Below are 23,708 nucleotides of genomic sequence, written 5' to 3'. Positions count from 1 at the left end.
AAATTCATCTATTAGTTATCGCGAGGTTAACACCTTGAGTGACATGGCAAAAAACTTGATTTTGTGGTTGGTCATCGCTGTGGTTCTGATGTCTGTTTTTCAGAGTTTCGGTCCCGGTGATAGTGCTGGCCGTCAAGTCGACTATACAACCTTTGTCCGTGAAATCGGTCAGGATCAGATAAGGGAAGTGCGATTCAATGATCGTGAAATTACCGTATTCAAACGTGATAACACGCGATACGTCACTTATCTACCTGTCGTTAACGACCAAAAGCTGTTAGACGATCTTATTAACGCTAACGTAAAGGTCATGGGGACTCCGCCTGAGGAGCCAAGCCTACTGGCCTCAATCTTTATATCCTGGTTCCCGATGCTCTTGCTCATCGGTGTCTGGATCTTCTTCATGCGCCAAATGCAGGGCGGCGGTGGTAAAGGCGCCATGTCGTTCGGCAAGTCTAAGGCTCGCATGATGAGTGAAGACCAGATCAAAACAACCTTCGCTGACGTAGCGGGTTGTGATGAAGCCAAAGAAGACGTGAAAGAGTTGGTGGATTACCTGCGCGATCCAAGCCGCTTCCAGAAACTGGGTGGTAAGATCCCAACAGGTGTCCTGATGGTTGGTCCTCCTGGTACAGGTAAAACCCTGTTGGCGAAAGCCATTGCCGGTGAAGCGAAAGTCCCATTCTTTACTATTTCAGGTTCTGATTTCGTTGAAATGTTTGTTGGTGTGGGTGCATCCCGTGTCCGTGACATGTTCGAGCAAGCGAAAAAAGCCGCGCCTTGTATCATCTTTATCGATGAGATTGATGCGGTAGGCCGTCAGCGTGGCGCTGGTGTTGGTGGTGGTCACGATGAACGTGAGCAAACCCTGAACCAGATGCTGGTTGAAATGGATGGTTTCGAAGGTAACGAAGGTATCATCGTTATCGCCGCAACTAACCGTCCTGACGTACTGGACCCTGCGCTATTGCGTCCTGGTCGTTTCGACCGCCAGGTTGTGGTTGGCCTGCCAGATGTACGTGGCCGTGAGCAAATCCTGAAAGTTCACATGCGTAAAGTACCGCTAGACGGTGATGTGAAGCCTGAGCTAATCGCTCGTGGTACACCGGGTTTCTCGGGTGCTGACTTGGCGAACTTGGTCAATGAAGCGGCATTGTTTGCTGCCCGTGGCAACAAGCGCACCGTGTCTATGGTGGAATTCGAACTGGCGAAAGACAAAATCATGATGGGCGCAGAGCGCAAGTCAATGGTGATGACGAACGATCAGAAAGAATCCACTGCATACCACGAGGCAGGCCACGCGATTATTGGTCGCTTGGTGCCGGATCATGACCCGGTTTACAAGGTCTCTATCATTCCTCGTGGCCGCGCACTGGGTGTCACCATGTATCTGCCTGAGCAGGATCGTGTCAGCCACTCCCGTGAGTTCTTGGAGTCGATGATTTCAAGCCTTTACGGTGGCCGATTGGCTGAAGAGCTGATTTACGGTGTTGACAAAGTATCGACTGGTGCCTCGAATGATATCGAGCGTGCGACAGATATCGCCCGTAAGATGGTGACTCAGTGGGGCTTCTCTGACAAGCTTGGTCCATTGCTTTACGCTGAAGATGAAGGCGAGGTTTTCCTTGGTCGTTCAGTCACGCAGAGCAAGCACATGTCAGACGATACGGCGAAGCTTATCGATAATGAAGTTCGTACGCTTATTGACCGCAACTACGAGCGAGCGCGTGAAATCCTAGAGCAAAACATGGATATCATGCACGCAATGAAAGATGCGTTAATGAAGTACGAAACGATCGATGCTGGTCAAATTGATGACCTGATGGAACGTAAGTCAGTTATCCGAGCACCAAAAGGCTGGGGTAACGAAGACGACACCATGAAAGCTGACGCTGCTACTGATGAGAAGCATGACGATGGACAGGAGCGTGCTGAGAAAGAGGAAGCGGCGGCTGAACCAAAAGCCGAAACGCAACCTGAGCAAGCACCTGAGACTCCGTCAGTGCAGAACAAGGAAGACGATAAGCCACAAGCCTAATCGTTGATAGCTAATCAAAAACCCCGACTTAGTTCGGGGTTTTTTGCATATAGAACACCGAATACCCAGGAGCGGTAAACGTGATCCTCAAGAGCAAAACCAAAACGTTAGATCTTTCCCGTCCCCACACCATGGGGATTTTGAATGTCACCCCAGACTCATTTTCTGATGGCGGGCGCTTTAACCGGATGGATGCGGCCTTGCGCCATGCCGAGGAGATGCTGGCCGCGGGAACATCGATTCTGGATATTGGCGGTGAGTCAACCCGTCCTGGGGCCGACGCAGTATCCACTGAGCATGAGCTTGAACGGGTCGTGCCGGTGATTGAGGCCCTACGCCAGCGCTTTGATTGCTGGATTTCGATTGACACCAGCAAGGCACTGGTGATGAGTGAAGCAGTGACGGCAGGCGCCGATTTGATCAATGATGTCCGTGCCCTGCAGGAGCAAGGGGCACTTGAGGCGGCTGCCAAGGCAGGTGTCCCCATTTGTGTTATGCATATGCAGGGTCAACCGCGTACAATGCAGCATCAGCCCATATACCAAGATGTTATCGCCGATGTCGGTGATTTTTTGGCTGAGCGTATTCATGCCTGTGAGCAGGTCGGGATCCCCCGCGAGCAATTGCTGCTGGATCCCGGGTATGGGTTTGGCAAAACCCTGGAGCATAATTACCAGTTGCTTGCTCACCTCGATGAGTTCCATCGCTTTGGCCTCCCGTTGTTGGTGGGGATGTCGAGAAAGTCGATGGTATTTAAATTATTAAATAAACAACCGGCCGAGTGTTTGGCTGGTAGCCTTGCCTGCGCCACTATCGCCGCAATGAAAGGGGCCCAGATCATTAGGGTCCATGATGCGAAAGAGACCGTTGATGTCTTGAAAGTGTGTGAAATGACATTGTCCCAGTTACGGGGCGAATGAATGCCTGTGGGCAGGGTAGAAAATAGATCAATTGCTAGGAGCAGATAATGGCTGAGCGTAAGTATTTTGGTACCGACGGGATACGTGGTTTGGTGGGCAAGGCCCCGATTACACCGGATTTTGTATTGAAACTAGGGTGGGCTGCTGGACGGGTGTTGTCCCAGCAGGGCACCAAGAAAGTAATTATCGGTAAAGATACCCGCATCTCTGGTTACATGCTGGAATCGGCATTGGAAGCAGGCTTGGCAGCAGCCGGTTTGCAGGCGGCCTTTACCGGCCCTATGCCAACCCCGGCCGTTGCTTACCTAACGCGTACATTCCGTGCGGAAGCGGGCATCGTGATCTCAGCATCACATAACCCGTATTACGATAATGGCATCAAATTTTTCTCGTCTGAAGGTACAAAACTGCCGGATGAAGTTGAATTGGCGATTGAAGCTGAAATGGATAAGCCACTGACTTGCGTAGAGTCCGCAATGTTGGGTAAGGCGTACCGAATCAACGACGCTGCTGGCCGTTATATTGAGTTTTGTAAAGGCACCTTTCCGAGCAAGTATGATTTGTCCGGTTATAAAATTGTCGTGGACTGTGCCCACGGTGCGACGTATCACATTGCCCCAAGCGTATTCAAAGAGCTGGGTGCAGAAGTGATCACCATTGGCTGTGAGCCGAACGGCACCAACATCAATGACAAAGTCGGCGCCACCGACGTTGCGGCCTTGCAGGCGAAGGTGTTGGAAGAGAAAGCAAACTTTGGTATTGCGTTGGACGGTGATGGCGACCGCGTGATCATGGTCGATGAGGAAGGCAACAAAGTCGATGGTGATCAGATTGCCTATATCATTGCCCGCGATGCACTGCGCCGCGGTGAGCTCAAAGGCGGTGTCGTCGGCACGCTGATGACAAACCTTGGCATGGAGAATGCCCTGAAGAACCTGGGGATCCCGTTTGTCCGTGCAAAAGTGGGTGACCGCTATGTGATGGAAGAGTTGAAGAGCCACGGTTGGTTGATCGGCGCCGAAAACTCGGGCCATGTTATCCTGTTGGATAAGGTGACGACAGGTGACGGTATTGTCGCTGGCCTGCAGGTGATGGCATCGATCGTCGGCAGCAAGATGACCCTGAAAGAGCTGGCGGATGGTATGACTATGTATCCTCAGGTATTGGAGAACGTTCGGTTTGAAGGTGATTCTAATCCGTTGGAATCTGACGCAGTTCTCGCTGCAACCGCAGCCGTTGAAGCTAAACTCGGTGATAAGGGACGCGTTTTGTTACGTAAATCAGGTACTGAACCTTTGATCCGTGTAATGGTGGAAGGGGAAGATGCAGCACTGGTCAAAGAATCAGCCTTGCTGATTGCTGACGCAGTGAAAGAAAACTGCTGATTTTGTCCTAAATTCAACTAACTGATGTCGGTTTTGTCTAAATCTTCGACAAGTGATTCAAGAAACAGAGTTTTCGTGGAGATTTTACTTGTCAGTGAAGAGCGCTTTCGCTAGTATTCATTCCGCTCCTAATGGAAGGGGTGCGCTGGCACTGCTGAAGCAAAGCCGGCACAACAATTTAACCATAGGTGGAACCCATGTACGAAATTCTACTTGTGATTTATCTGTTGGCTGCGCTTGGTGTTATTGGCCTAGTTTTGGTTCAACAAGGTAAAGGCGCAGATATGGGAGCTTCATTTGGGGCTGGCGCATCAGGAACCCTGTTTGGCGCGAGCGGCTCTGGAAACTTTTTGACCCGAATGACCGCAGTTTTTGCGACAATTTTTTTCGTCATCAGCCTAGTGCTTGGCAACATGAGCACCAAACAGGCGCACGAAACCAGTGGTTGGGAAGACTTAAGCGCTCCGGCGACTGAGCAAGTTGTTGAGCCAACTCAGAATGCACCCGTTAACAGTGACATTCCTGAGTAAATAAAGAATTTAGCCGAGATGGTGAAATTGGTAGACACGCTAGCATGAGGTGCTAGTGCCGCAAGGTGTAGGGGTTCAAGTCCCCTTCTCGGCACCATTATTTGTCACTTGAAAGAGTGATGTCTGAGCGATATAATCGCTGTCAGATTACGGACGCGGGGTGGAGCAGCCTGGTAGCTCGTCGGGCTCATAACCCGAAGGTCGTCGGTTCAAATCCGGCCCCCGCAACCACTTTCCGAAAAAACAGCTATTATTAGTAAGGTTGTTTTTTCTATCACAGCGACCCGCTGTGATAATCAGGGTCCAGTGATAAAAAACCCCGTAATTCGGGGTTTTTTATTATCTGAAACATGACCATTCAGGTATCTACTGGGCTTTATAGCCCTTTTTTTGTTTCCGGGGGGTTGTCTTGACAGCTTTAGAGATGCAATTGACCGAACTGCTTGATGCGCCGGTAACGGCGACAGGCTATGAACTTGTCGGTCTGGAATTTATCCGTGCAGGTGAACACTCAACACTGCGAGTATTCATCGATCATGAAAACGGTATCAACGTTGATGATTGTGCCGAAGTAAGCCGCCAGGTAAGCGCGGTGATGGATGTTGAAGATCCAATCACTGTAGCCTATCACCTGGAGGTCTCTTCCCCGGGTCTAGAAAGGCCGCTTTTTAAAGCCGCACATTACCAACAGTTTATTGGCCACGAGGTCAACTTGGTGTTGAAAATGGCGATGGGCAACCGTCGTAAGTGGAAAGGTGATATCGTTGCCGTTGAAGGTGAGCTTGTCACATTAAATGTTGATGGCAATGAAGAAACATTTGCACTGAGCAATATTTCCAAGGCCAACCTGGTTCCAAAATTCTAACCGCTAAATTGGGGCATTAGAAATGAACAAAGAAATCTTGGCTGTCGTTGAAGCGGTATCCAACGAAAAAGCTGTACCTCGTGAGCGTATCTTTGAAGCACTAGAGATCGCACTGGCAACAGCAACGAAGAAAAAACACGAAGCGGAAATCGATGTTCGCGTAGCTATCGACCGTAAGACTGGTGAATTCGAAACCTTCCGTCGCTGGAAAGCGGTTGAAGAAGTGACTCAGCCAACGCTGGAAATCACTTTGGAAGCTGCCAAGTTTGATGATGAAACGATCGAGCTTGACGACTTCGTTGAAGACGAAATCGAATCGGTAACTTTCGACCGAATTACGACACAAACTGCCAAGCAGGTTATCGTACAGAAAGTACGTGAAGCTGAACGTGCACAAATCGTTGAACAGTTTATTGACAACGAAGGTGAGCTAATCACCGGTGTAGTAAAGAAAGTTAACCGTGATGCTGTTATCATTGACCTTGGTAATAATGCAGAAGCTGTTATCCAGCGTGATGACCAGTTGCCACGTGAAAACTTCCGTCCAGGTGACCGTGTTCGTGGACTTCTGTACGCAGTACGTCCTGAAGCACGCGGTTTCCAATTGTTCATGACTCGCTCTAAGCCTGAAATGCTATCTGAGCTATTCCGCATCGAAGTGCCGGAAATCGGCGAAGAGATGATTGAACTGATGGGTGCGGCTCGTGATCCTGGTTCTCGTGCCAAGATCGCTGTGAAGACTAACGACAAGCGCATCGACCCTGTGGGTGCATGTGTGGGTATGCGTGGTGCACGTGTACAGGCTGTCTCTGGCGAGCTAGGTGGCGAGCGTATCGATATCGTACTGTGGGACGAGAACGCCGCCCAGTACGTGATCAATGCGATGGCGCCAGCAGAAGTAAGCTCTATCATCGTTGATGAAGACAACCACACTATGGATATTGCTGTTGAGAAGGATAACCTTGCTCAGGCAATCGGCCGTAGTGGTCAGAACGTTCGCTTGGCGTCTCAGCTGACTGGCTGGGAACTGAACGTGATGACAGTTGAAGATCTTCAGAAGAAACACCAAGAAGAAGCCCAAGAGTCTATCGAAGTGTTCACTAAGCACCTTGATATTGATGCAGACTTCGCCACTGTATTGGTTGAAGAAGGCTTCACTACGCTTGAAGAAATCGCCTACGTACCGGTAGCCGAGCTGATGGGTGTAGATGGTCTGGATGAAGACACTGTTGAAGAGCTGCGTAACCGCGCGAAAGAAGCGCTAACCACGCTTGCCCTTGCTCAGGAAGAATCTTTCGAAGGTGTTGAGCCTGCTGAGGATCTATTGGGTCTGGAAGGCTTGGAGCGTGAGCTTGCGTTTAAGCTGGCCGCGAAAGGCGTTGCAACGCTAGAAGATCTTGCTGATCAGGCTACTGATGATCTCACTGATATCGAAGGTGTCGATGAAGCAAGAGCGGGCGAGCTGATTATGGCTGCTCGTAACATTTGCTGGTTCAGTGACGAAGCATAAAAAATTCATACGCAAGGGAGAAGCAGCATGTCAGAGGTTACAGTTAAAGCATTAGCCGAGGAAATTGGTACGCCGATTGACCGTGTGCTTCAACAGTTTGCCGATGCTGGTATCAGCAAGAAAGCTGAAGAAAGCGTAAGCCAACAGGAAAAACAGACACTGTTAGCCCACCTGAAGAAAGAACATGGTGGCGATAGCAGTGCTGGCGAGGCTCCTACACGCCTTACTTTGCAACGTAAGACCCGAAGCACACTGAGTGTTTCGGGCTCAGGTGGCAAAAATAAAAGTGTTCAGGTAGAAGTGCGCAAAAAGCGCACTTACGTAAAGCGTTCTGCGCTTGAAGAAGAACAGCGTGCCGCGGAAGAAGCAAAACGCCAGGCTGAAGACACAGCCCAGCGCGAAGCGGAAGAAGCCGCTCAGCTAGCAGCCAAAGAAGCTGCCAAGCGTGAAGCAGAAGAGCAGGCAAAACGCGAAGCTGAAGAAGCTGCTAAGCGTGCTGCTGAAGAAACGCGTTTAGCTGAAGAAAAAGCTAAACAAAATGCAGAACAGAATGCGGATCGCAATGCTGAGGACAAGCAGAAGCGTGACGCAGAAGATAAGCGTTTGGCCGAAGAAAAAGCCAAACGCGCCGCCGCTGATGAACAGGCTAAAAAAGAAGCTGAGTCGCTACAACGTCGCCGGGAAGAGGAAGCCAAGCGTAAAGCCGAAGAAGACAGTCAGCGTCAGCTAGAAGAGGCACGCAAAATGGCAGAAATGAATGAAAAGAACTGGTCAAAACCTGACCAGGAAAAAGGTACTATGGATAAAGCAGACTACCATACTACAACGTCTAGCTACGCACGCGCAGCTGAAGACGAGCAAGATCGCAAGGAAGAGGGTGGTGGTACTACCCGTCGCCGCAAGAAGAAAAAAGCGGGTCCTAAGCAAGACAACCGCGGTGGCCGCAACCAGCGTGGTCGTGGTAAGCCTCAAATGAACAAGCCGACGTCAATGCAGCACGGCTTTGACAAGACAGCGACCGTTGCTAAGCAAGATGTCGTTATCGGTGAGACTATCGTTGTCTCTGAACTTGCTAACAAGATGTCTGTGAAGGGCGTTGAAGTTATCAAGGTGATGATGAAGATGGGTGCGATGGCAACCATCAACCAGGTTATCGACCAGGAAACTGCAGCACTAGTTGCAGAAGAAATGGGTCACAAGGTTGTTCTACGTAAAGAGAATGAACTTGAAGAAGCGGTACTGTCTGACCGTGACGAAAACCTATCTGTTGTTCCTCGTGCTCCTGTTGTTACCATCATGGGTCACGTTGACCACGGTAAAACATCAACACTGGATTACATCCGTAAAGCGCACGTTGCTTCGGGCGAAGCGGGCGGTATTACGCAGCACATCGGTGCATACCACGTTGAAACTGACAACGGTATGATCACTTTCCTTGATACTCCTGGACACGCCGCGTTTACCGCAATGCGTGCTCGTGGTGCTCAAGCGACAGATATCGTTGTTCTTGTTGTTGCAGCAGACGATGGTGTAATGCCACAGACTGTTGAGGCAATCCAGCACGCGAAAGCGGCAGGTGTTCCTCTGATTGTTGCAGTGAACAAGATCGATAAAGAAGACGCAAACCCAGACAACGTTAAGAATGAGCTAGCTCAGTACGATGTTATCCCTGAAGAGTGGGGCGGTGAGAACATGTTTGTTCACATCTCTGCGAAACAAGGTACTAACATTGACGGCCTGCTAGAAGCTATCTTGCTTCAGTCTGAAATTCTTGAACTGACAGCAGTTGAAGAAGGTATGGCGAGCGGTGTTGTTGTTGAATCACGCCTAGATAAAGGCCGCGGTCCAGTTGCAACCGTTCTTGTACAAGCCGGTACACTACGTAAAGGTGACATCGTTCTTTGTGGTCTAGAGCACGGTCGTGTTCGTGCAATGCGTGATGAGTTGGGTCAAGACATCGAGTCTGCTGGTCCTTCTATCCCGGTTGAGATCCTAGGTCTTTCTGGTGTGCCTTCTTCAGGTGACGAAGCGACTGTTGTACGTGATGAGCGTAAAGCGCGTGAAGTTGCACTTTACCGTCAGGGTAAATTCCGTGATGTTAAACTGGCTCGCCAGCAGAAAGCGAAACTGGAAAACATGTTCTCGAACATGACTGCCGGTGAAGTTGCTGAGCTTAACGTTGTACTGAAAGCTGACGTACAGGGTTCTGTTGAAGCGATTGCTGATTCACTACGTAAGCTATCGACTGACGAAGTTAAGGTTAACATCGTTGGTTCTGGTGTTGGTGGTCTGACCGAGACGGATGCCGTGCTTGCTGCAGCATCTAACGCGATTCTTCTTGGCTTCAACGTTCGTGCTGATGCATCTGCGCGCCGTACAATTGAAACTGAGAACCTAGACCTACGTTACTACTCAATCATTTACCAATTGATTGACGAAGTAAAAGCGGCAATGGGCGGTATGCTTTCTCCTGAATTCAAGCAGGAAATCATCGGTCTTGCTGAAGTTCGTGATGTATTTAAGTCACCTAAGATTGGTGCAATCGCGGGCTGTATGGTAACGGAAGGTGTCATCAAGCGTAACAACCCAATCCGCGTACTGCGCGATAACGTTGTTATTTACGAAGGTGAGCTAGAATCACTACGTCGCTTCAAAGATGATGTTCAAGAAGTTAAGAACGGCTACGAATGTGGTATCGGCGTTAAGAACTACAACGATGTTCGCGTTGGTGACCAGATCGAAGTATACGAAATTGTTGAAATTCAGCGTACTCTTGACTAATAACAAGAGCCAAAAAGCTGTTTTATAACAAGTAATTTTATGGGGAGCTTCGGCTCCCCATTCTTTCAAGAGAGTTTTCTCTAAGAGAGGAATTGAATGTCTAAAGAATTTAGCCGCACCCAGCGTGTTGCGCAGCAGCTACAAAAAGAGCTAGCGGTGATCCTGCAGCGCGAGTTGAAAGATCCACGCATTGGTATGACAACCATCTCTAGTGTTGATGTATCGCGAGATATGAACTACGCGAAAGTGTATGTGACTTTCCTAACAATTGGTGAGCAAACACCGGAAGGCAGCTTAGAAGCACTCCGTGAAATTGCACCATACATCCGTTCATTGCTAGGTAAGGAAATCCGCCTACGTGTGACGCCTGAGCTAAACTTCATCTTTGATCAATCTTTGACTGAAGGTATGCGTATTTCTAATCTGGTCTCAAAAGCTGTGCGTGACGACGAAGATCGCCGCGGTGACGAGCCAGAAGCTGAAGGCGAGGAATAAAGCATGGCACGTCGTCGTAAGGGCCGTCCAATTGACGGTGTAATTCTGGTGGATAAGCCAACGGGCATTAGTTCAAATGATACACTTCAGAAAGTGAAGCGTATCTTTTTTGCTCAAAAAGCCGGCCATACAGGAGCGTTAGATCCTTTAGCGACGGGCATGCTGCCGATTTGTTTCGGTGAAGCGACAAAGTTTTCCCAGTTCCTGTTGGACTCGGATAAACGCTACCGGGTGATTGCCAAGTTGGGCGAGCGCACTGATACCTCAGATTCTGACGGTGAAGTGGTGCAGACCCGCGACGTGAAAGTCGACCGTGGCCAACTTGAACGCTGTATTGCCAAGTTCCGTGGTACGACCGATCAAATCCCGTCGATGTATTCGGCATTGAAATACCAAGGCCGTAAGCTGTACGAATATGCCCGCGAGGGGATTGAAGTACCGCGCGAATCACGCAAAATCACTGTTTATTCGGTGGAGTTGCTTCGCTTTAGCAACAACGAAGTGGAAATGGAATTGCATGTGTCGAAAGGCACTTACATCCGTACTATCGTTGACGATCTTGGTGAGATGCTAGGTTGTGGTGCACACGTCACCTTCCTGCGCCGGACGGGAGTATCCAACTACCCAATGGAGCGGATGATGACCATCGAGCAGCTTGAAGCGCTACTAGAGCAGGCTAAGGAGCAAGATATTGCCCCTTCGGAGCTGCTGGATCCGCTCCTGTTACCCACTGACACCGCGGTGCAAGACCTACCTGAAGTGAATATCCCTCCAGCCTCGGCGGTATATATCCTAAATGGTAACCCGGTGCAGGCAGGCCGCTTGCCAGCAGAAGGTACGCTAGTACGCATCACCGTTGCCGAGCAGAAAGAGTTCATCGGTATTGGTGTGGTTGACCCTGAGGGGCAGTTGGCACCGAAACGTGTCATGGCGAACAAGCAAACTCAGCAGTAACTGATGCCTCAATCCCCAGCCAAGTGCTGGGGATTTTTTTAGCCAATGGCCTAGGACAGAGCGGGGCCTAGAACCTAGTTCCTAGGAGAAGCGGGAAGAGCGAAAGATAAAGAGCGAGAGCTTGACTCGATATAGCAAGCAGTAAATGCTTCGCAGAAACCAGGAACGACTCTTCCTAACAAATTCTCTTGTAGTTATTTTGTGCTCCACGTATAATCCGCGGCTCGGGTGTCGGCTGAATCAGAGATTGGCTGGCGCAAATTAGAAACATCTTTGTATTAGGAATGAGTTATGTCTCTGAATGCAGAAACTAAAGCAGCAATCGTTGCTGATTACGCGCAGTGCGAAAACGACACTGGTTCTCCTGAAGTTCAGGTTGCTTTGCTAACAGCACAGATCAACCACCTTCAAGGTCACTTTGCTAACCACAAGCACGACCACCACAGCCGTCGCGGTCTACTACGCATGGTTTCTCGTCGTCGTAAGCTTCTAGACTACCTTAAAGGTAAGAACCTAGATCGTTACCAAGACCTAATCAAGCGTCTAGGCCTACGTCGCTAAGATTGCTTTCTGAAAGGAGCCGAATGGCTCCTTTCTTTTTATCCCTGCACTTCCATCTGTAATAACACGAGTCGTTTTCGTCGACCTTCAGGTCGCGACTAATGACAGTTTTCCTCCCGAGAGGGAATTTTCATTAGTCGCGATACGTGAAATTACCGTAAAGTGCTTTTCATCACATGACGCTTTTCCTTGTGTCAGATATACTTAACGGCGCAAATAGAAAGCGGAATAAATTAAGGAAATTCACGTGAATCCTATCGTAAAGACTTTCCAGTACGGTAACCACACGGTTACTATCGAAACTGGTGTAATGGCACGTCAAGCTACTGCTGCTGTAATGGTAAGCATGGATGATACGTCTGTATTCGTCTCTGTTGTTGGTAAGAAAACAGCGGTTGAAGGCCAAGACTTCTTCCCTCTAACTGTTAACTACCAAGAGCGTACTTACGCTGCAGGTAAAATTCCTGGTGGTTTCTTCAAGCGTGAAGGCCGTCCATCAGAAGGCGAAACACTAACAGCCCGTCTGATTGACCGTCCAATTCGTCCGCTATTCCCAGATGATTTCAAGAACGAAGTACAAGTAATTGCTACTGTTGTTTCTATCAACCCAGACGTTAACCCAGATATCGTGACAATGATCGGTACTTCTGCGGCACTGGCTATCTCTGGTATTCCTTTCAACGGCCCTATCGGTGCAGCACGTGTTGGTTACATCAACGATCAGTTGGTATTGAACCCAAGCAACACTGAACTTGAAGAGAGCAAGCTAGACCTTGTTGTCGCGGGTACTGAAGGCGCAGTATTGATGGTTGAGTCAGAAGCTGACCGTCTATCTGAAGAACAAATGCTACAAGCGGTTGTTTACGGCCACGACCAGCAGCAAGTTGTGATCAACGCGATCAAAGATTTCGCGGCTGAAGTTGCGACGCCTGCATGGGATTGGACTGCACCGGCTGTTAACACTGAGCTTAAAGCGCTTGTTGCTGAAAAAGCAGAAGCACGTCTAGCGACGGCTTACCAAATCACAGAAAAGATGGCGCGTTACGAGCAAGTTGGCGCAATCAAATCTGACGTTGTTGAATCACTGCTAGCAGAAAACGAAGCACTGGACGAGCGCGAAGTTCGTGACATGCTTGGTTCTCTAGAGAAGAACGTTGTACGTAGCCGCATCATCGCTGGCAACCCACGTATCGATGGTCGTGAAAAAGACATGGTTCGTGCGCTAGACGTACGCACTGGTGTCCTTCCACGTACTCACGGTTCTTCACTTTTCACTCGTGGTGAAACTCAGGCGCTTGTGACTGCAACGCTTGGTACTCAGCGTGATGCACAAATCATCGATAGCCTAATGGGTGAGAAGAAAGATCACTTCCTTCTACACTACAACTTCCCTCCATACTGTGTAGGTGAAACAGGTTTCGTTGGTTCGCCTAAGCGTCGTGAAATTGGTCACGGTAAACTGGCCAAGCGTGGTATTGCTGCAGTAATGCCATCTGTTGACGAATTCCCATACACAGTACGTGTTGTATCGGAAATCACTGAATCTAACGGTTCATCGTCAATGGCTTCTGTATGTGGTACATCTCTTGCGCTTATGGACGCAGGTGTGCCAATCAAGGCATCTGTTGCGGGTATCGCAATGGGTCTTGTTAAAGAAGGCGATGACTTTGTTGTTCTTTCTGACATCCTGGGTGACGAAGACCACCTTGGTGACATGGACTTCAAAGTAGCGGGTACTCAAGACGGTATCACTGCACTGCAGATGGATATCAAAATCGAAGGTATCACTAAAGAAATCATGCAGATTGCTTTGAACCAAGCAAAAGGTGCGCGTACGCATATCCTTGATGTTATGGATCAGGCGATCAACGCACCTCGCGAAGATATCTCTGAATTCGCTCCGCGTATCCACACGCTGAAGATCAACCCTGAGAAGATCAAAGATGTGATTGGTAAAGGTGGTGCAGTTATCCGTGCACTAACCGAAGAGACCGGCACAACGATCGAAATCGAAGACGACGGTACAGTGAAGATTGCAGCGACTGAAGGTACTGCTGCGAAAGAAGCTATCCGCCGTATCGAAGAGATCACTGCTGACGTTGAAGTAGGCCGTATCTACACTGGTAAAGTAATGCGTATCGTTGACTTCGGCGCATTCGTTTCTGTTATCGGTGCGAAAGAAGGTCTTGTTCACATTTCTCAAATCTCTCAAGAGCGTATCGAGAAAGTGGCCGATCACCTTGAGATGGGTCAGGAAGTTAAGGTTAAGGTACTGGAAATCGATCGCCAGGGCCGTATCCGTCTAAGCATGAAAGAAGCACAAGCTGATCTGAACCCAGCAGCCGCTGGCGAAGAGAAGCCAGAAGCATAAGGCTTTTTGCTAAAACCATGATATAAAGGGGCTATTCAGCCCCTTTTTTTATTTTATTGAGAGCTCACCGGAAAATCCCTTGCAATAATCGGTCAGGAGAACGCGGTGGCGTCTCTTATGGGCTACGATGGTATATGCTAGAGATAGACGTGTCTCATTCAGGGAGAACTGCATTGATTGCAAATAGGATAAAACTCGCGTGCCTTGCCTTGGTCTTGATACTTTCCGGCTGTTCATCACCTCAGCCGCAATGGACCCAACCCCCGATGGCGGTACCGTTCCAGCCGACTATCCAACAACAAATTCAGTTGGCCCGGATTGACCAGTTGCTAAAGCGTGATGACTTGGATAACCAAACTTTGGCTCAGGTCTATTATGAGCGTGGCTTGCTGCACGACAGCCTAGGGTTGCGTGATTTGGCAAGACTGGACTTTAATCAGTCGCTTTCTCTGAAACCGGATCAGCCAGATGTTTTCAATATCCTTGGCGTGTACTTTACCCAAGGTGCCCATTTCGATGCTGCCTATGAGGCCTTTGACTCAACCCTCGAGCTCAATGTCCGTCACCCTTTTGCCCAGCGTAACCGTGGTATTGCCTTGTACTATGGGGGGCGCTATGAGCTGGCGTTTGAAGATCTCAATGCCCATTACCAGCAGAACATCAATGATCCTTATCGGGTGATATGGCTTTACTTGGTCGAGCAGGAGCTAGACCCGGTTGCCGCTGCTGAGAAATTACGCAACCGCTATGACGCCGCCATTGACCATCAGGACTGGGGCTGGCAAATTGTTCGCCTTTACCTCGACGATGTCAGTGAGTCCGAGTTCCTGCGCCAGATCGCCACCGAAAGTGAAGATAACGATGTTTTGGCCGAACGCCTGACGGAAGCGTATTTCTATCTGGGCAAGCGTTACCATTTCAACAAAGACTTCTCGTCAGCATTGATGCTGTACAAGTTGACCTTGTCGGGGAATGTCTACGAGTTTGTCGAACACCGTTTTGCCTTGCTTGAGCTCAACCGCTTGATGACAGAAGTCAGTCTTAGCCAACCGGCCGAGCCGCCAGCGCAAGAAGAAGTGTGATTTAGTCACTTCAGGATAAGACAAGCTTTAAACAAAAACCGCGGCAATTGCATTGCCGCGGTTTTTTCGTTCAAGGTACTAATAGCCCTTAGTGCTACTCGATATTAAGGCCGGCAAGGTTATGCCAGTAGCCGTTGCAGTGATGACCACCTTCAAGGGGTTGTTGCTGCTCACCATGCTGGTTGGCACGGAAACTATCGACCAGCGACAGGGTATCGATACCCATCGGACTGAGGCGTACGACGTCCACCAAACCCGCCATGCCCGGCTGATCGTTGATCAGGTTGTAGCAGTAACCGGATTGGGTCTGAATGCCGTTGAGGGTAAAGACTTTCTGCTCTTCCTGGCTGTTGACCGTGATCCCCGTCGGGTATTTGATACAACAGGTCTCGCAATCGTCTTTGGCTTTGTCTTCAGCGCGGGCGGTGAAACAGCGGGCCGAGTAGGCGAGCGGCAGGTAGCCGTAGCTGAACACCTCTGTTTCAAATTTGTCACGGATCCCCAATTGCTCACATTCGCTGGTGACGTTCTGCAGCCAGTCGCGGGATAGCTCAACCGGCATACACCAGCGGATCATGCCTTTTTTCAAAAATAGGTTGAGGGTCTGGGCGTTGTAGCAGTTCACGGCTGGGCCAACCACGAAAGGTACCTTGTTTTCATGGGCTAGCTGGATCGCTGAGACATCGTTGGCCTCAATCGCGAAGTCGCCGTTATCAATGTACTTTTTCATGACATTGACTTCACTCGGGGCTTCGAGCAGGGCCATGGTAGACAGTACGACCTGTTTGCCGCTGGCAGAAAGCGCCTTGGCAATATCGAACCAGTGCGCCGGCTTCATCTCGCGTCGTTTGGAGCAGACGGTTTCGCCGAGGTAGATGATATCGGTGTTAGCTTCTGCAGCCTGCTGGTAGAACGCCTCAACGTCCATTTTTGGCCAGAAATAGAGTAGGGGGCCAAGAGAATATTTCATTGTTGGCTCCTTATTGCCATTTACGGTGGTAGGCACCGAGGGTGGTTTGCTTGCCTTCCGAGACATTGCCGAGGCAGGCATTCCAAGCCGGCTCAACGCTGTAGTTTTCCGGCGAGGCCAGATAGCGGTCAATCGCGGCACGCCACGTGCGGGTGACCTGCTCAACATAGGCAGGGCTGCGCTGGCGGCCTTCAATTTTCACCGAGGCAATATTGGCCTTGAACAGCTCAGGCAAGATCTCAAGGGTATTGAGGCTGGTTGGCTCTTCGAGGGCATGATAGCGGCGGTTTTCCCCGTCAAGGTTGACGTCGAACCGACCCTTGCACAGGGTTGGGTAGCCGGCATTCTCACCGTGGGCATAGCGGTCGATCAGCACCTCGTTGAGGCGTGATTCCAAGCCGGTCGGGGTTTCCTGCCAACGGACGAATTTCGCCGGTGAACAGGCACCGACCGTATTCGGTGATTCGCCCGTCATGTAGGACGACAGGTAGCAGCGCCCTTCGGACATAATGCACAGGCTGCCAAAGGCGAACACTTCCAGTTCGACATCGGTATTGCGTGCCAGCTGTTTGACCTGGTGGATAGACAATACCCGTGGCAGTACGACCCGTTTGACATTGAAGTTCTGGCGGTAGAAATCAATGGCTGCAGTGTTGGTTGCCGAAGCCTGTACCGACAGGTGAAGCTCGAGATCCGGGTACTTGGTCGCAGCATATTCCAATACCGCAATGTCAGCGACAATCAGCGCATCGACGCCCATGGCCGCCGCGTTGTCTACAGCATTGCGCCAGCGGTCAAAGCCATCTGGGTGGGCAAAGGTATTGAGGGCGACATGCAGCTTACGGTCGTGGTCACGTACGTATTGCACCGCTTTCTCGAGTTTACGTCCTGTAAAGTTTAAACCTGCAAAGTGGCGTGCATTGGTATCGTCTTTGAAACCGATATAAACCGCGTCTGCGCCGTTATCAATGGCAGTTTTCAGCGCCGGTAAGTTACCGGCGGGGCAGAGTAGCTCCATATTATTTTTATCTACCAGGGTGGAAATGAAAGTAATGGAGCAAATAGTAGGGGGCAGCCTGCCCGCGTGTTTTGATGTCAGGCAGGTTTTGTTGATTTAGGACAACTTATTTTCCACTTTTGTGCTGCTAAAGAACCGAAAATGGTTGTTTAGATCAATGGTGGTTGTGTTTATGCAGCGTTGCTTCCAGCTCGTTTTTCGGCAGCGGTTTATAGAAGTGGAACCCTTGGATCGCGTTGCAGTCGAGATTGGACAGCAGGGTCGCCTGCTGGCGGGTTTCGACGCCCTCGGCCACCACGCTCATGTTGAGGGACTTACCAAGGTTGATGATGTTCTCGATCAGTGTCAGCTGTTTGGGCACATCTTCGATATCTTTGATAAAGGCGCGGTCTATCTTTAGCTCGTCCAGTGGGAAACGGGCGAGGTAGGACAGGGACGAGTAACCGGTACCAAAATCATCGATAGAGAGTGAGAATCCCAGTTTCTTGATCGCATTAAGCATTTGGATCGTGTGTTCGCCATCGCTCATTACTGCACTCTCGGTGAGTTCGAATGTGATGTCGTTGGGGTTGACGCCGGTCGCCTTGCGCAGCTTGTCGACAAAATGGATCAGGTTGGGGTTACCGAACTGCTGCGGTGACAGGTTGATGGCGACCTTGCCGGGTAGCAGGCCTTGGGTTTTCCAGTAGCGGACGGTGGTAAAGACTTCGCGCATGACCACCTGGCCCAGTTGCTCAATCAGCCCCGAGCGCTCGGCGACGGGGATAAACTGGGCCGGGCTGATATAGCCTTCAACCGGGTGTTTCCAGCGCACCAGTGCCTCGGCACCGTTAATCGAAAAGTCACGGGCATGCACTTTGGGTTGGTACCACACTTCGAGGCCATTATTTTGCAGGGCTTTCTGCAGTTCGATTTCCAGCCAGAGTTGCATCCGGGCTTCTTTGTTCATCTCTTCGCTGAACTTGACGGCTCGGTTGCGGCCGCGGTTCTTGGCCTCGTACATCGCCGTATCGGCATTTTGCAGCAGGATCCGGGCATCATTGCCGTCACCGGGGTATTGCACCATACCGAGAGAGCAGGCCAAGTGCTTGCTGAAATGGTGCAGGTCGAAAGGTTGGTTGATCAGGGCGATGACCTGATCGGCAATCAGGCTGCCTTGTTGATCGTGCTCAGGATTTGGCAGTAAGATCGTGAATTCGTCCCCGCTGAGGTGGCCGATAATGGCATCGTCGGGCAATAGTCGCTTGAGCCGTTGTGAAATTTCCTGCAGTACCTGATCACCAATATGGTGTCCAAGTGAGTCATTGATACTTTTGAAGTTATCGATGTCGAGGTACAGCATCACCAATGGGGTCTGCTGGTGGATCAATTGCTCTAGCTGGCGGCTGAACCCATGGCGGTTCAGTAGCCCGGTCAGCGGGTCAATATGGATAGAAGGGTTGCTCTTGTCTTGTTTGGCACCCACCGGGTTGTAGGGTTGCAGAAGCACCAGTTGCGCTGACGTCCCCAGTACCTCGACGGTTGACGTGGAAAGTTGCAGTGTCTGCTGTTGCGGACAATAGCGGCTGGTCTGGCACAGCCAGGCCTCTCCGTGCTGGAGTGAAGCCAGCTGCGTGCGGGTCACTGGCTGCTGCTGATTATCCACCACCAGTTTGCTGAAAGTCTTACCCTTGAGATCATTGGGGTGTTCGAAGCCAAATAGCAAGGCCGCTTTGTCATTGGCCGAGATCACCGTGTCGCCTTCGACGATACAGCTGCCGTCATTCATTAGCTGGTTGAGGCTCTGCAGATGCTTTTCATGTTCTTGGATAGCATTGATCAGAATTTGGCGTTCAGAGGTGTCGACGCAATGCAGCACAATATGGTTTATCTTGCCATTGTCGCAACGCAGCGGGGTCAGGCTGAAGTGCATGCTGGTATCGTGGTGGTTGTCATCGAGGATGACTTCGCTCTCCAGCGTTTCGCCATTGAACGCCCGATCATAAAAGGGGCGCATTGAGTGGTAGAATGTCTTGCCAAGTATGTCGCTATCGCCGAGCCCGATGAGATCGTCACGGCTAAGGCCACTAAGCTCGCAGTAGCGGTTGTTTACCATCAAATATTTATGCTGATGATCCAGTACTGCAAACAGGAATGGACTGTGATCAGTGAGAAGGGGAAACCAATGGTTCAGTTGCTCTGTCTGCATGATCTTGGGACATTCTTCCGTAGTTTCTGCCAGCAGGCGCGAGGTGGCAGGTGGGTTTGCAACCACTATATCTAGGTCATTGTCACAATACCAAGTTTTACCCGTTCAAAGCTGTATTTTTTGACTCAAGGCATAAAAACACTGCCATATATTGCCATACAATCACTACATATATGCGACCGACTACAGGAAAAATTATTCAGTGATTGCTCAACTTAGAAAACAGCTGGTTCAAAATGGCCCGGCGCTATTGCGTGTCCCTGCCAAACTGGCTCCCTTCCCGCTGCAGAAAAAAGTGATGCTGGATGGATTGGCCATGGTATTCAAGGAAGCCCTGGAAGATGGTGATTTTGAATTTCTTGAAGATCGCTGGCTAAAAGTGGAAGTACGCGATTTGGATCTGCGCTGGTACATCAGTTACCAGAATGAGCAATTGGTGGTAGCTGAGCATGTCGAGCAGGAAGATGTCAGCTTTAGCGGCGAATGCAATGATCTGGTATTAATTGCTGCTCGCAAGGAAGATCCTGATACACTGTTCTTCCAGCGTCGCCTTCGTATCGAAGGGGATACCGAGCTGGGACTGGAAGTGAAGAACCTGATGGATAGCATCGATCTGGATTCGCTTCCGGCACCGGCTAAATTTGTACTGCACCAGTCAGCTGATTTTATCCATAAAGGTATGCAGTCGGCGGCTGGGCAAGAAGAGGTCATGAATGCTCATTAGATCTGAGGCTCCGGCCGATATTATGCCGATCGATTCCTTGCTTAAGTTTGTATTTGAGACCGAGGCTGAAGCAGAGTTAGTGATGCGGTTGCGGGAAAACGGCAAGCGTACCCTATCGCTGGTGGCGTGCAATGATGACGGTGAGCTCGTCGGCTATATGTGTTTCAGCCCAGTGATGCTCGACGGTGAAGATCACAACTGGCAGGGTTTGGCCCCGATGGCCATCAAGCCGGAGTACCAACGTCAGGGGATTGGCCTGGCGATGATCGAAGAAGCCAAGCAAACTCTTGCTGAGTTGGGTTACCCGGTGATCGTGGTGTTGGGGCACAGCGACTACTACCCGAAAGCCGGCTTCGCCCCTGCTGCTCCCCAAGGTATTCAGTGCTCATGGCCAGTGCCAGAAGAAGCCTTCATGATATTGGAAGTGGTACCGGGTGCGATGGACGGTAAGACCGGCATGATCAGTTACAGCGAAGAGTTCAACGCGCTGTAGGCTGCCATTGAGTCTTCGTTTCATGAAAGTACCACCGCGAGGTGGTATTTTTTTATGCTTCGCTCAACATCAACGTAATTTGGAGCCGGTATCGAGCGCCTTGTCTCTGTCCCTTTTCATTCTCGCGGATAGGCCAGAATATTACTCAGTTTGGTATAAATTCTGATAGTATTCCGGGCCAAAGTGAACATCATCAAGGTGAGTGGATGAAACAGCGTGATTTACAGCTGATGAAGGCGATCGGGTTAACCTATTGGCAGATCCGTAAACCGGGCTTTTTTCCCGAGCAGGAGCAACCGATGATCGATCTGCCGGAAACTTGCCAGCTGTTGTTTGTTTGTGACGAAGAGCTGGATGAGCATGACCGTTGGCTGTTTGGCCGGATCCTCGGCAGTATGAAACTGGCGCCAGAGCAGGCGCTGTGTATCCCCGCCGCGGCGGTTGAGCAAGTTCGCGAGCACCACCTCCAATGGTGTTGGGTGGCAGGTTGTGAAGCGGCCCACCCGGCAGGCTGCCAGCTACTGACGTCGTCCTCACTGAAATTGATGCATACCAACCCCGGCGCGAAAAAAGCGCTGTGGCAACAGATTTGTTCTTATGACGCATAATATCGTTTTACTAGAGCCACATCATCTGGATGATGTTTGGCGTATCGAGCAGGCCGCTCACATGTACCCTTGGGCAGAGTCGATGATCCGCAAGGCGCCCAATAAGATCGCTGCCAATTATGCGCTGGAGATCGATGGCCAGCTGGCGGGGTATTGCTTTGGCCAACTGGTAGCAGGTGAAGCCACCTTGCTCAATATTGCTATCGACCCAGTTTTTCAGGGGAAGGGGTACGGAAAGTTATTGCTGGAAGGTTTCTTGTCTCAGCTTGAGCGATTGAATGCGCAAGATGTATGGCTGGAAGTCAGGGCGAGCAACCAGCGTGCTTATCAGTTGTATGAATCTTTGGGTTTCAATGAAATTAACCGCCGTGAAGGCTATTATCCGGCACCGGATGGCCGCGAAGATGCATTAATCATGACTTATATGATGATGTAGCAGGCGGCGAAGTGCCGTTTGCACTGTCACCAACCGTGTTAGCGCTGTCTCTTTGGCTGGAGTTTGCGTATAATTCCGCCATCTTTGGGTCCAGCACCCTAAAAAATACATTGGAACCTGCCGCTGCATGTTGCGTGCGGTCGTCGCGGGTTCAATCAGAGAAATCTCTCACAGGATTATCAACGTTATGTCTTTTCTATCTGAAGTGAACAAACGTCGTACGTTTGCCATCATTTCTCACCCGGATGCGGGTAAAACAACCATTACCGAAAAAGTTCTGTTATTCGGAAACGCTATCCAGAAAGCCGGTACTGTAAAAGGTCGTGGCTCAAACCAGCATGCTAAGTCTGACTGGATGGAGATGGAAAAAGAACGTGGTATCTCGGTGACCACGTCGGTTATGCAGTTCCCATACAATGACTGTTTGGTTAACCTGCTGGATACCCCGGGACACGAAGATTTCTCGGAAGATACCTACCGTACCCTGACGGCTGTTGACTCATGCCTGATGGTTATCGATGCTGCGAAAGGTGTCGAGGATCGAACCCGTAAGTTGATGGAAGTGACCCGTCTGCGTGATACGCCTATTGTTACTTTCATGAACAAATTGGACCGCGATGTTCGTGATCCGATGGAAGTGCTTGATGAAGTTGAAAGCGAGCTTGGTATGGCTTGTTCGCCTATTTCATGGCCGATTGGTTGCGGTAAAGAATTCAAGGGTGTTTACCACATCCACCGTGATGAAACGATCCTGTATGAATCTGGCCATGGCCATGAAATTCAGGAAGTGCGTATCATCAAAGGCCTTGATAACCCAGAGCTGGATGTCGCTGTGGGTGATGATCTTGCTGCAAGTGTTCGTGATGAACTTGAGCTTGTGATTGGTGCATGTCCTGAATTTGATCATGAGCTATTCCTTGCGGGTGAGCTGACGCCTGTTTATTTCGGTACGGCACTGGGTAACTTCGGTGTCGACCACATGCTTGATGGCCTAACGAAATGGGCGCCAGCGCCACAAACACGCAAGGCCAACGAGCGTGACGTTGAAGCGCAGGAAGAGAAGTTCTCTGGCTTCGTATTCAAGATCCAAGCAAACATGGATCCAAAGCACCGTGACCGTATTGCATTTATGCGTATCGTATCGGGTACTTACAGCCAGGGCATGAAAATGAACCATGTCCGTACGGGTAAAAATGTGAGTATTTCTGATGCCGTTACCTTTATGGCTGGTGACCGTGCCCGTGCCGAGAAAGCGTACGCGGGTGACATTATCGGCTTGCACAACCACGGTACTATCCAGATCGGTGATACCTTCACCCAAGGCGAGAACCTGAAATTTGCCGGTATTCCAAACTTTGCGCCTGAATTGTTCCGTCGTATCCGCCTGAAAGATCCACTGAAGCAGAAGCAGCTGCTAAAAGGTCTGGTACAGCTGTCGGAAGAGGGGGCGGTACAGGTTTTCCGTCCGCTGCAGAACAACGACTTGATCGTTGGTGCAGTCGGTGTGCTTCAGTTTGACGTGGTGGTTGCCCGCCTGAAAGCAGAGTACAACGTTGAAGCGATCTATGAAGGCGTTAACGTGGCAACTGCCCGCTGGGTAGAATGTGGCGACAGCAAAAAGCTGGAAGAATTCAAGCGTAAGAGCCAGTCTAACCTGGCGTTGGATGGCGGTGATAACCTGTCTTACATCGCACCGACCATGGTTAACCTGAACCTGGCTAAAGAGCGTTTCCCTGACATTGATTTCCGAGCGACCCGCGAGCACTAATTCGCGATAAG

At 50.3% G+C, this 23,708-nt stretch carries 20 protein-coding genes and 2 tRNA genes; 19 read left to right on the top strand and 3 right to left on the bottom strand.

What is annotated here, in order from left to right:
* The first annotated feature begins 43 nt into the window (after positions 1 to 43).
* The 14 genes from ftsH to nlpI all read left to right on the top strand — a co-directional run bounded on the left by ftsH (position 44) and on the right by nlpI (position 15,492).
* Positions 44 to 2,038 carry an ATP-dependent zinc metalloprotease FtsH gene (ftsH, locus tag L4D79_RS22620; protein WP_428654648.1) on the top strand — a complete coding sequence of 665 codons (1,995 nt, stop codon included), beginning with the start codon at positions 44 to 46 and terminating at the stop codon, positions 2,036 to 2,038.
* A gap of 80 nt (positions 2,039 to 2,118) precedes the next feature.
* Complete coding sequence (folP, locus tag L4D79_RS22615) at positions 2,119 to 2,958, top strand: dihydropteroate synthase (RefSeq protein WP_428654646.1); 840 nt, start codon at positions 2,119 to 2,121, stop codon at positions 2,956 to 2,958.
* Between the two features lie 47 nt (positions 2,959 to 3,005).
* Positions 3,006 to 4,343: a phosphoglucosamine mutase gene (gene glmM, locus L4D79_RS22610; protein ID WP_428654644.1), complete on the top strand. Its 1,338-nt coding sequence runs from the start codon at positions 3,006 to 3,008 to the stop codon at positions 4,341 to 4,343.
* A 197-nt stretch (positions 4,344 to 4,540) separates the two neighbouring features.
* Positions 4,541 to 4,873, top strand: a complete 333-nt coding sequence (secG, locus tag L4D79_RS22605) for a preprotein translocase subunit SecG (protein ID WP_428654642.1) — start codon at positions 4,541 to 4,543, stop codon at positions 4,871 to 4,873.
* 12 nt (positions 4,874 to 4,885) lie between these two features.
* Positions 4,886 to 4,970: transfer RNA gene (locus L4D79_RS22600), tRNA-Leu, on the top strand.
* Between the two features lie 57 nt (positions 4,971 to 5,027).
* Positions 5,028 to 5,104, top strand: a tRNA-Met gene (locus tag L4D79_RS22595).
* A gap of 178 nt (positions 5,105 to 5,282) precedes the next feature.
* Positions 5,283 to 5,738 (top strand): ribosome maturation factor RimP, encoded by a 456-nt coding sequence (gene rimP / locus L4D79_RS22590; protein ID WP_255041950.1) that lies wholly within the window; start codon positions 5,283 to 5,285, stop codon positions 5,736 to 5,738.
* 22 nt (positions 5,739 to 5,760) lie between these two features.
* Entirely contained in the window at positions 5,761 to 7,248 is a 1,488-nt protein-coding gene (gene nusA / locus L4D79_RS22585) for a transcription termination factor NusA (protein ID WP_428654638.1), read from the top strand.
* 27 nt (positions 7,249 to 7,275) lie between these two features.
* The gene (gene infB / locus L4D79_RS22580) at positions 7,276 to 10,029 is read left to right on the top strand and encodes a translation initiation factor IF-2 (protein ID WP_428654636.1); all 2,754 of its coding nucleotides are present in this window, start codon (positions 7,276 to 7,278) and stop codon (positions 10,027 to 10,029) included.
* Between the two features lie 96 nt (positions 10,030 to 10,125).
* The gene (gene rbfA, locus L4D79_RS22575) at positions 10,126 to 10,524 is read left to right on the top strand and encodes a 30S ribosome-binding factor RbfA (protein WP_107350682.1); all 399 of its coding nucleotides are present in this window, start codon (positions 10,126 to 10,128) and stop codon (positions 10,522 to 10,524) included.
* Positions 10,525 to 10,527: 3 nt separating this feature from the next.
* Positions 10,528 to 11,478 (top strand): tRNA pseudouridine(55) synthase TruB, encoded by a 951-nt coding sequence (gene truB / locus L4D79_RS22570; RefSeq protein ID WP_428654634.1) that lies wholly within the window; start codon positions 10,528 to 10,530, stop codon positions 11,476 to 11,478.
* 291 nt (positions 11,479 to 11,769) lie between these two features.
* Positions 11,770 to 12,039 (top strand): 30S ribosomal protein S15, encoded by a 270-nt coding sequence (gene rpsO, locus L4D79_RS22565; RefSeq protein WP_006646210.1) that lies wholly within the window; start codon positions 11,770 to 11,772, stop codon positions 12,037 to 12,039.
* A gap of 247 nt (positions 12,040 to 12,286) precedes the next feature.
* On the top strand, positions 12,287 to 14,410 hold the full coding sequence (gene pnp / locus L4D79_RS22560; RefSeq protein WP_428654631.1) for a polyribonucleotide nucleotidyltransferase: 2,124 nt from the start codon (positions 12,287 to 12,289) through the stop codon (positions 14,408 to 14,410).
* Positions 14,411 to 14,583: 173 nt separating this feature from the next.
* Positions 14,584 to 15,492, top strand: a complete 909-nt coding sequence (gene nlpI, locus L4D79_RS22555; RefSeq protein ID WP_428654629.1) for a lipoprotein NlpI — start codon at positions 14,584 to 14,586, stop codon at positions 15,490 to 15,492.
* A 94-nt stretch (positions 15,493 to 15,586) separates the two neighbouring features.
* Here nlpI and L4D79_RS22550 read toward each other — a convergent pair whose 3' ends face one another.
* The 3 genes from L4D79_RS22550 to L4D79_RS22540 all read right to left on the bottom strand — a co-directional run bounded on the left by L4D79_RS22550 (position 15,587) and on the right by L4D79_RS22540 (position 19,668).
* Complete coding sequence (locus L4D79_RS22550; protein WP_428654627.1) at positions 15,587 to 16,462, bottom strand: U32 family peptidase; 876 nt, start codon at positions 16,460 to 16,462, stop codon at positions 15,587 to 15,589.
* A gap of 10 nt (positions 16,463 to 16,472) precedes the next feature.
* Positions 16,473 to 17,480, bottom strand: coding sequence for a ubiquinone anaerobic biosynthesis protein UbiU (gene ubiU, locus L4D79_RS22545; protein ID WP_428654624.1), 1,008 nt, complete (start codon positions 17,478 to 17,480; stop codon positions 16,473 to 16,475).
* 154 nt (positions 17,481 to 17,634) lie between these two features.
* A complete protein-coding gene (locus L4D79_RS22540; RefSeq protein WP_428654842.1) occupies positions 17,635 to 19,668 on the bottom strand; it encodes a sensor domain-containing protein in 2,034 nt (677 codons plus the stop codon).
* Between the two features lie 202 nt (positions 19,669 to 19,870).
* Here L4D79_RS22540 and ubiT point away from each other — a divergent pair, with 202 nt between their 5' ends.
* From ubiT to prfC, 5 genes are all read left to right on the top strand, one after another.
* Positions 19,871 to 20,392: a ubiquinone anaerobic biosynthesis accessory factor UbiT gene (gene ubiT / locus L4D79_RS22535; protein WP_107350676.1), complete on the top strand. Its 522-nt coding sequence runs from the start codon at positions 19,871 to 19,873 to the stop codon at positions 20,390 to 20,392.
* Positions 20,382 to 20,885: a GNAT family N-acetyltransferase gene (locus tag L4D79_RS22530; protein WP_428654621.1), complete on the top strand. Its 504-nt coding sequence runs from the start codon at positions 20,382 to 20,384 to the stop codon at positions 20,883 to 20,885. The genes ubiT and L4D79_RS22530 overlap by 11 nt, the downstream gene beginning before the upstream one ends.
* A 206-nt stretch (positions 20,886 to 21,091) precedes the next feature.
* Positions 21,092 to 21,493, top strand: a complete 402-nt coding sequence (locus tag L4D79_RS22525) for a DNA polymerase III subunit psi (protein WP_428654619.1) — start codon at positions 21,092 to 21,094, stop codon at positions 21,491 to 21,493.
* Positions 21,483 to 21,929 carry a ribosomal protein S18-alanine N-acetyltransferase gene (gene rimI / locus L4D79_RS22520; RefSeq protein WP_428654617.1) on the top strand — a complete coding sequence of 149 codons (447 nt, stop codon included), beginning with the start codon at positions 21,483 to 21,485 and terminating at the stop codon, positions 21,927 to 21,929. Before L4D79_RS22525 ends, rimI begins: the two co-directional genes overlap by 11 nt.
* 187 nt (positions 21,930 to 22,116) lie before the next feature.
* Positions 22,117 to 23,697, top strand: a complete 1,581-nt coding sequence (prfC, locus tag L4D79_RS22515) for a peptide chain release factor 3 (protein ID WP_428654614.1) — start codon at positions 22,117 to 22,119, stop codon at positions 23,695 to 23,697.
* The last annotated feature ends 11 nt before the right edge of the window (positions 23,698 to 23,708 follow it).

The organism is Photobacterium satsumensis, from assembly GCF_050336935.1.
Taxonomy (GTDB): domain Bacteria; phylum Pseudomonadota; class Gammaproteobacteria; order Enterobacterales; family Vibrionaceae; genus Photobacterium; species Photobacterium satsumensis.
This window is presented reverse-complemented; position numbering and strand designations above follow the sequence as displayed.

Bases quoted from the DNA above. Each gene is read 5' to 3' on its own strand.
- ftsH (WP_428654648.1), top strand. From the start codon at position 44: ATGGCAAAAAACTTGATTTTGTGGTTGGTCATCGCTGTGGTTCTGATG.
- glmM (WP_428654644.1), top strand. From the start codon at position 3,006: ATGGCTGAGCGTAAGTATTTTGGTACCGACGGGATACGTGGTTTGGTG.
- secG (WP_428654642.1), top strand. From the start codon at position 4,541: ATGTACGAAATTCTACTTGTGATTTATCTGTTGGCTGCGCTTGGTGTT.
- nusA (WP_428654638.1), top strand. From the start codon at position 5,761: ATGAACAAAGAAATCTTGGCTGTCGTTGAAGCGGTATCCAACGAAAAA.
- infB (WP_428654636.1), top strand. From the start codon at position 7,276: ATGTCAGAGGTTACAGTTAAAGCATTAGCCGAGGAAATTGGTACGCCG.
- rbfA (WP_107350682.1), top strand. From the start codon at position 10,126: ATGTCTAAAGAATTTAGCCGCACCCAGCGTGTTGCGCAGCAGCTACAA.
- truB (WP_428654634.1), top strand. From the start codon at position 10,528: ATGGCACGTCGTCGTAAGGGCCGTCCAATTGACGGTGTAATTCTGGTG.
- rpsO (WP_006646210.1), top strand. From the start codon at position 11,770: ATGTCTCTGAATGCAGAAACTAAAGCAGCAATCGTTGCTGATTACGCG.
- L4D79_RS22550 (WP_428654627.1), bottom strand. From the start codon at position 16,462: ATGAAATATTCTCTTGGCCCCCTACTCTATTTCTGGCCAAAAATGGAC.
- ubiU (WP_428654624.1), bottom strand. From the start codon at position 17,480: ATGGAGCTACTCTGCCCCGCCGGTAACTTACCGGCGCTGAAAACTGCC.
- L4D79_RS22540 (WP_428654842.1), bottom strand. From the start codon at position 19,668: ATGCAGACAGAGCAACTGAACCATTGGTTTCCCCTTCTCACTGATCAC.
- L4D79_RS22530 (WP_428654621.1), top strand. From the start codon at position 20,382: ATGCTCATTAGATCTGAGGCTCCGGCCGATATTATGCCGATCGATTCC.
- L4D79_RS22525 (WP_428654619.1), top strand. From the start codon at position 21,092: ATGAAACAGCGTGATTTACAGCTGATGAAGGCGATCGGGTTAACCTAT.
- rimI (WP_428654617.1), top strand. From the start codon at position 21,483: ATGACGCATAATATCGTTTTACTAGAGCCACATCATCTGGATGATGTT.
- prfC (WP_428654614.1), top strand. From the start codon at position 22,117: ATGTCTTTTCTATCTGAAGTGAACAAACGTCGTACGTTTGCCATCATT.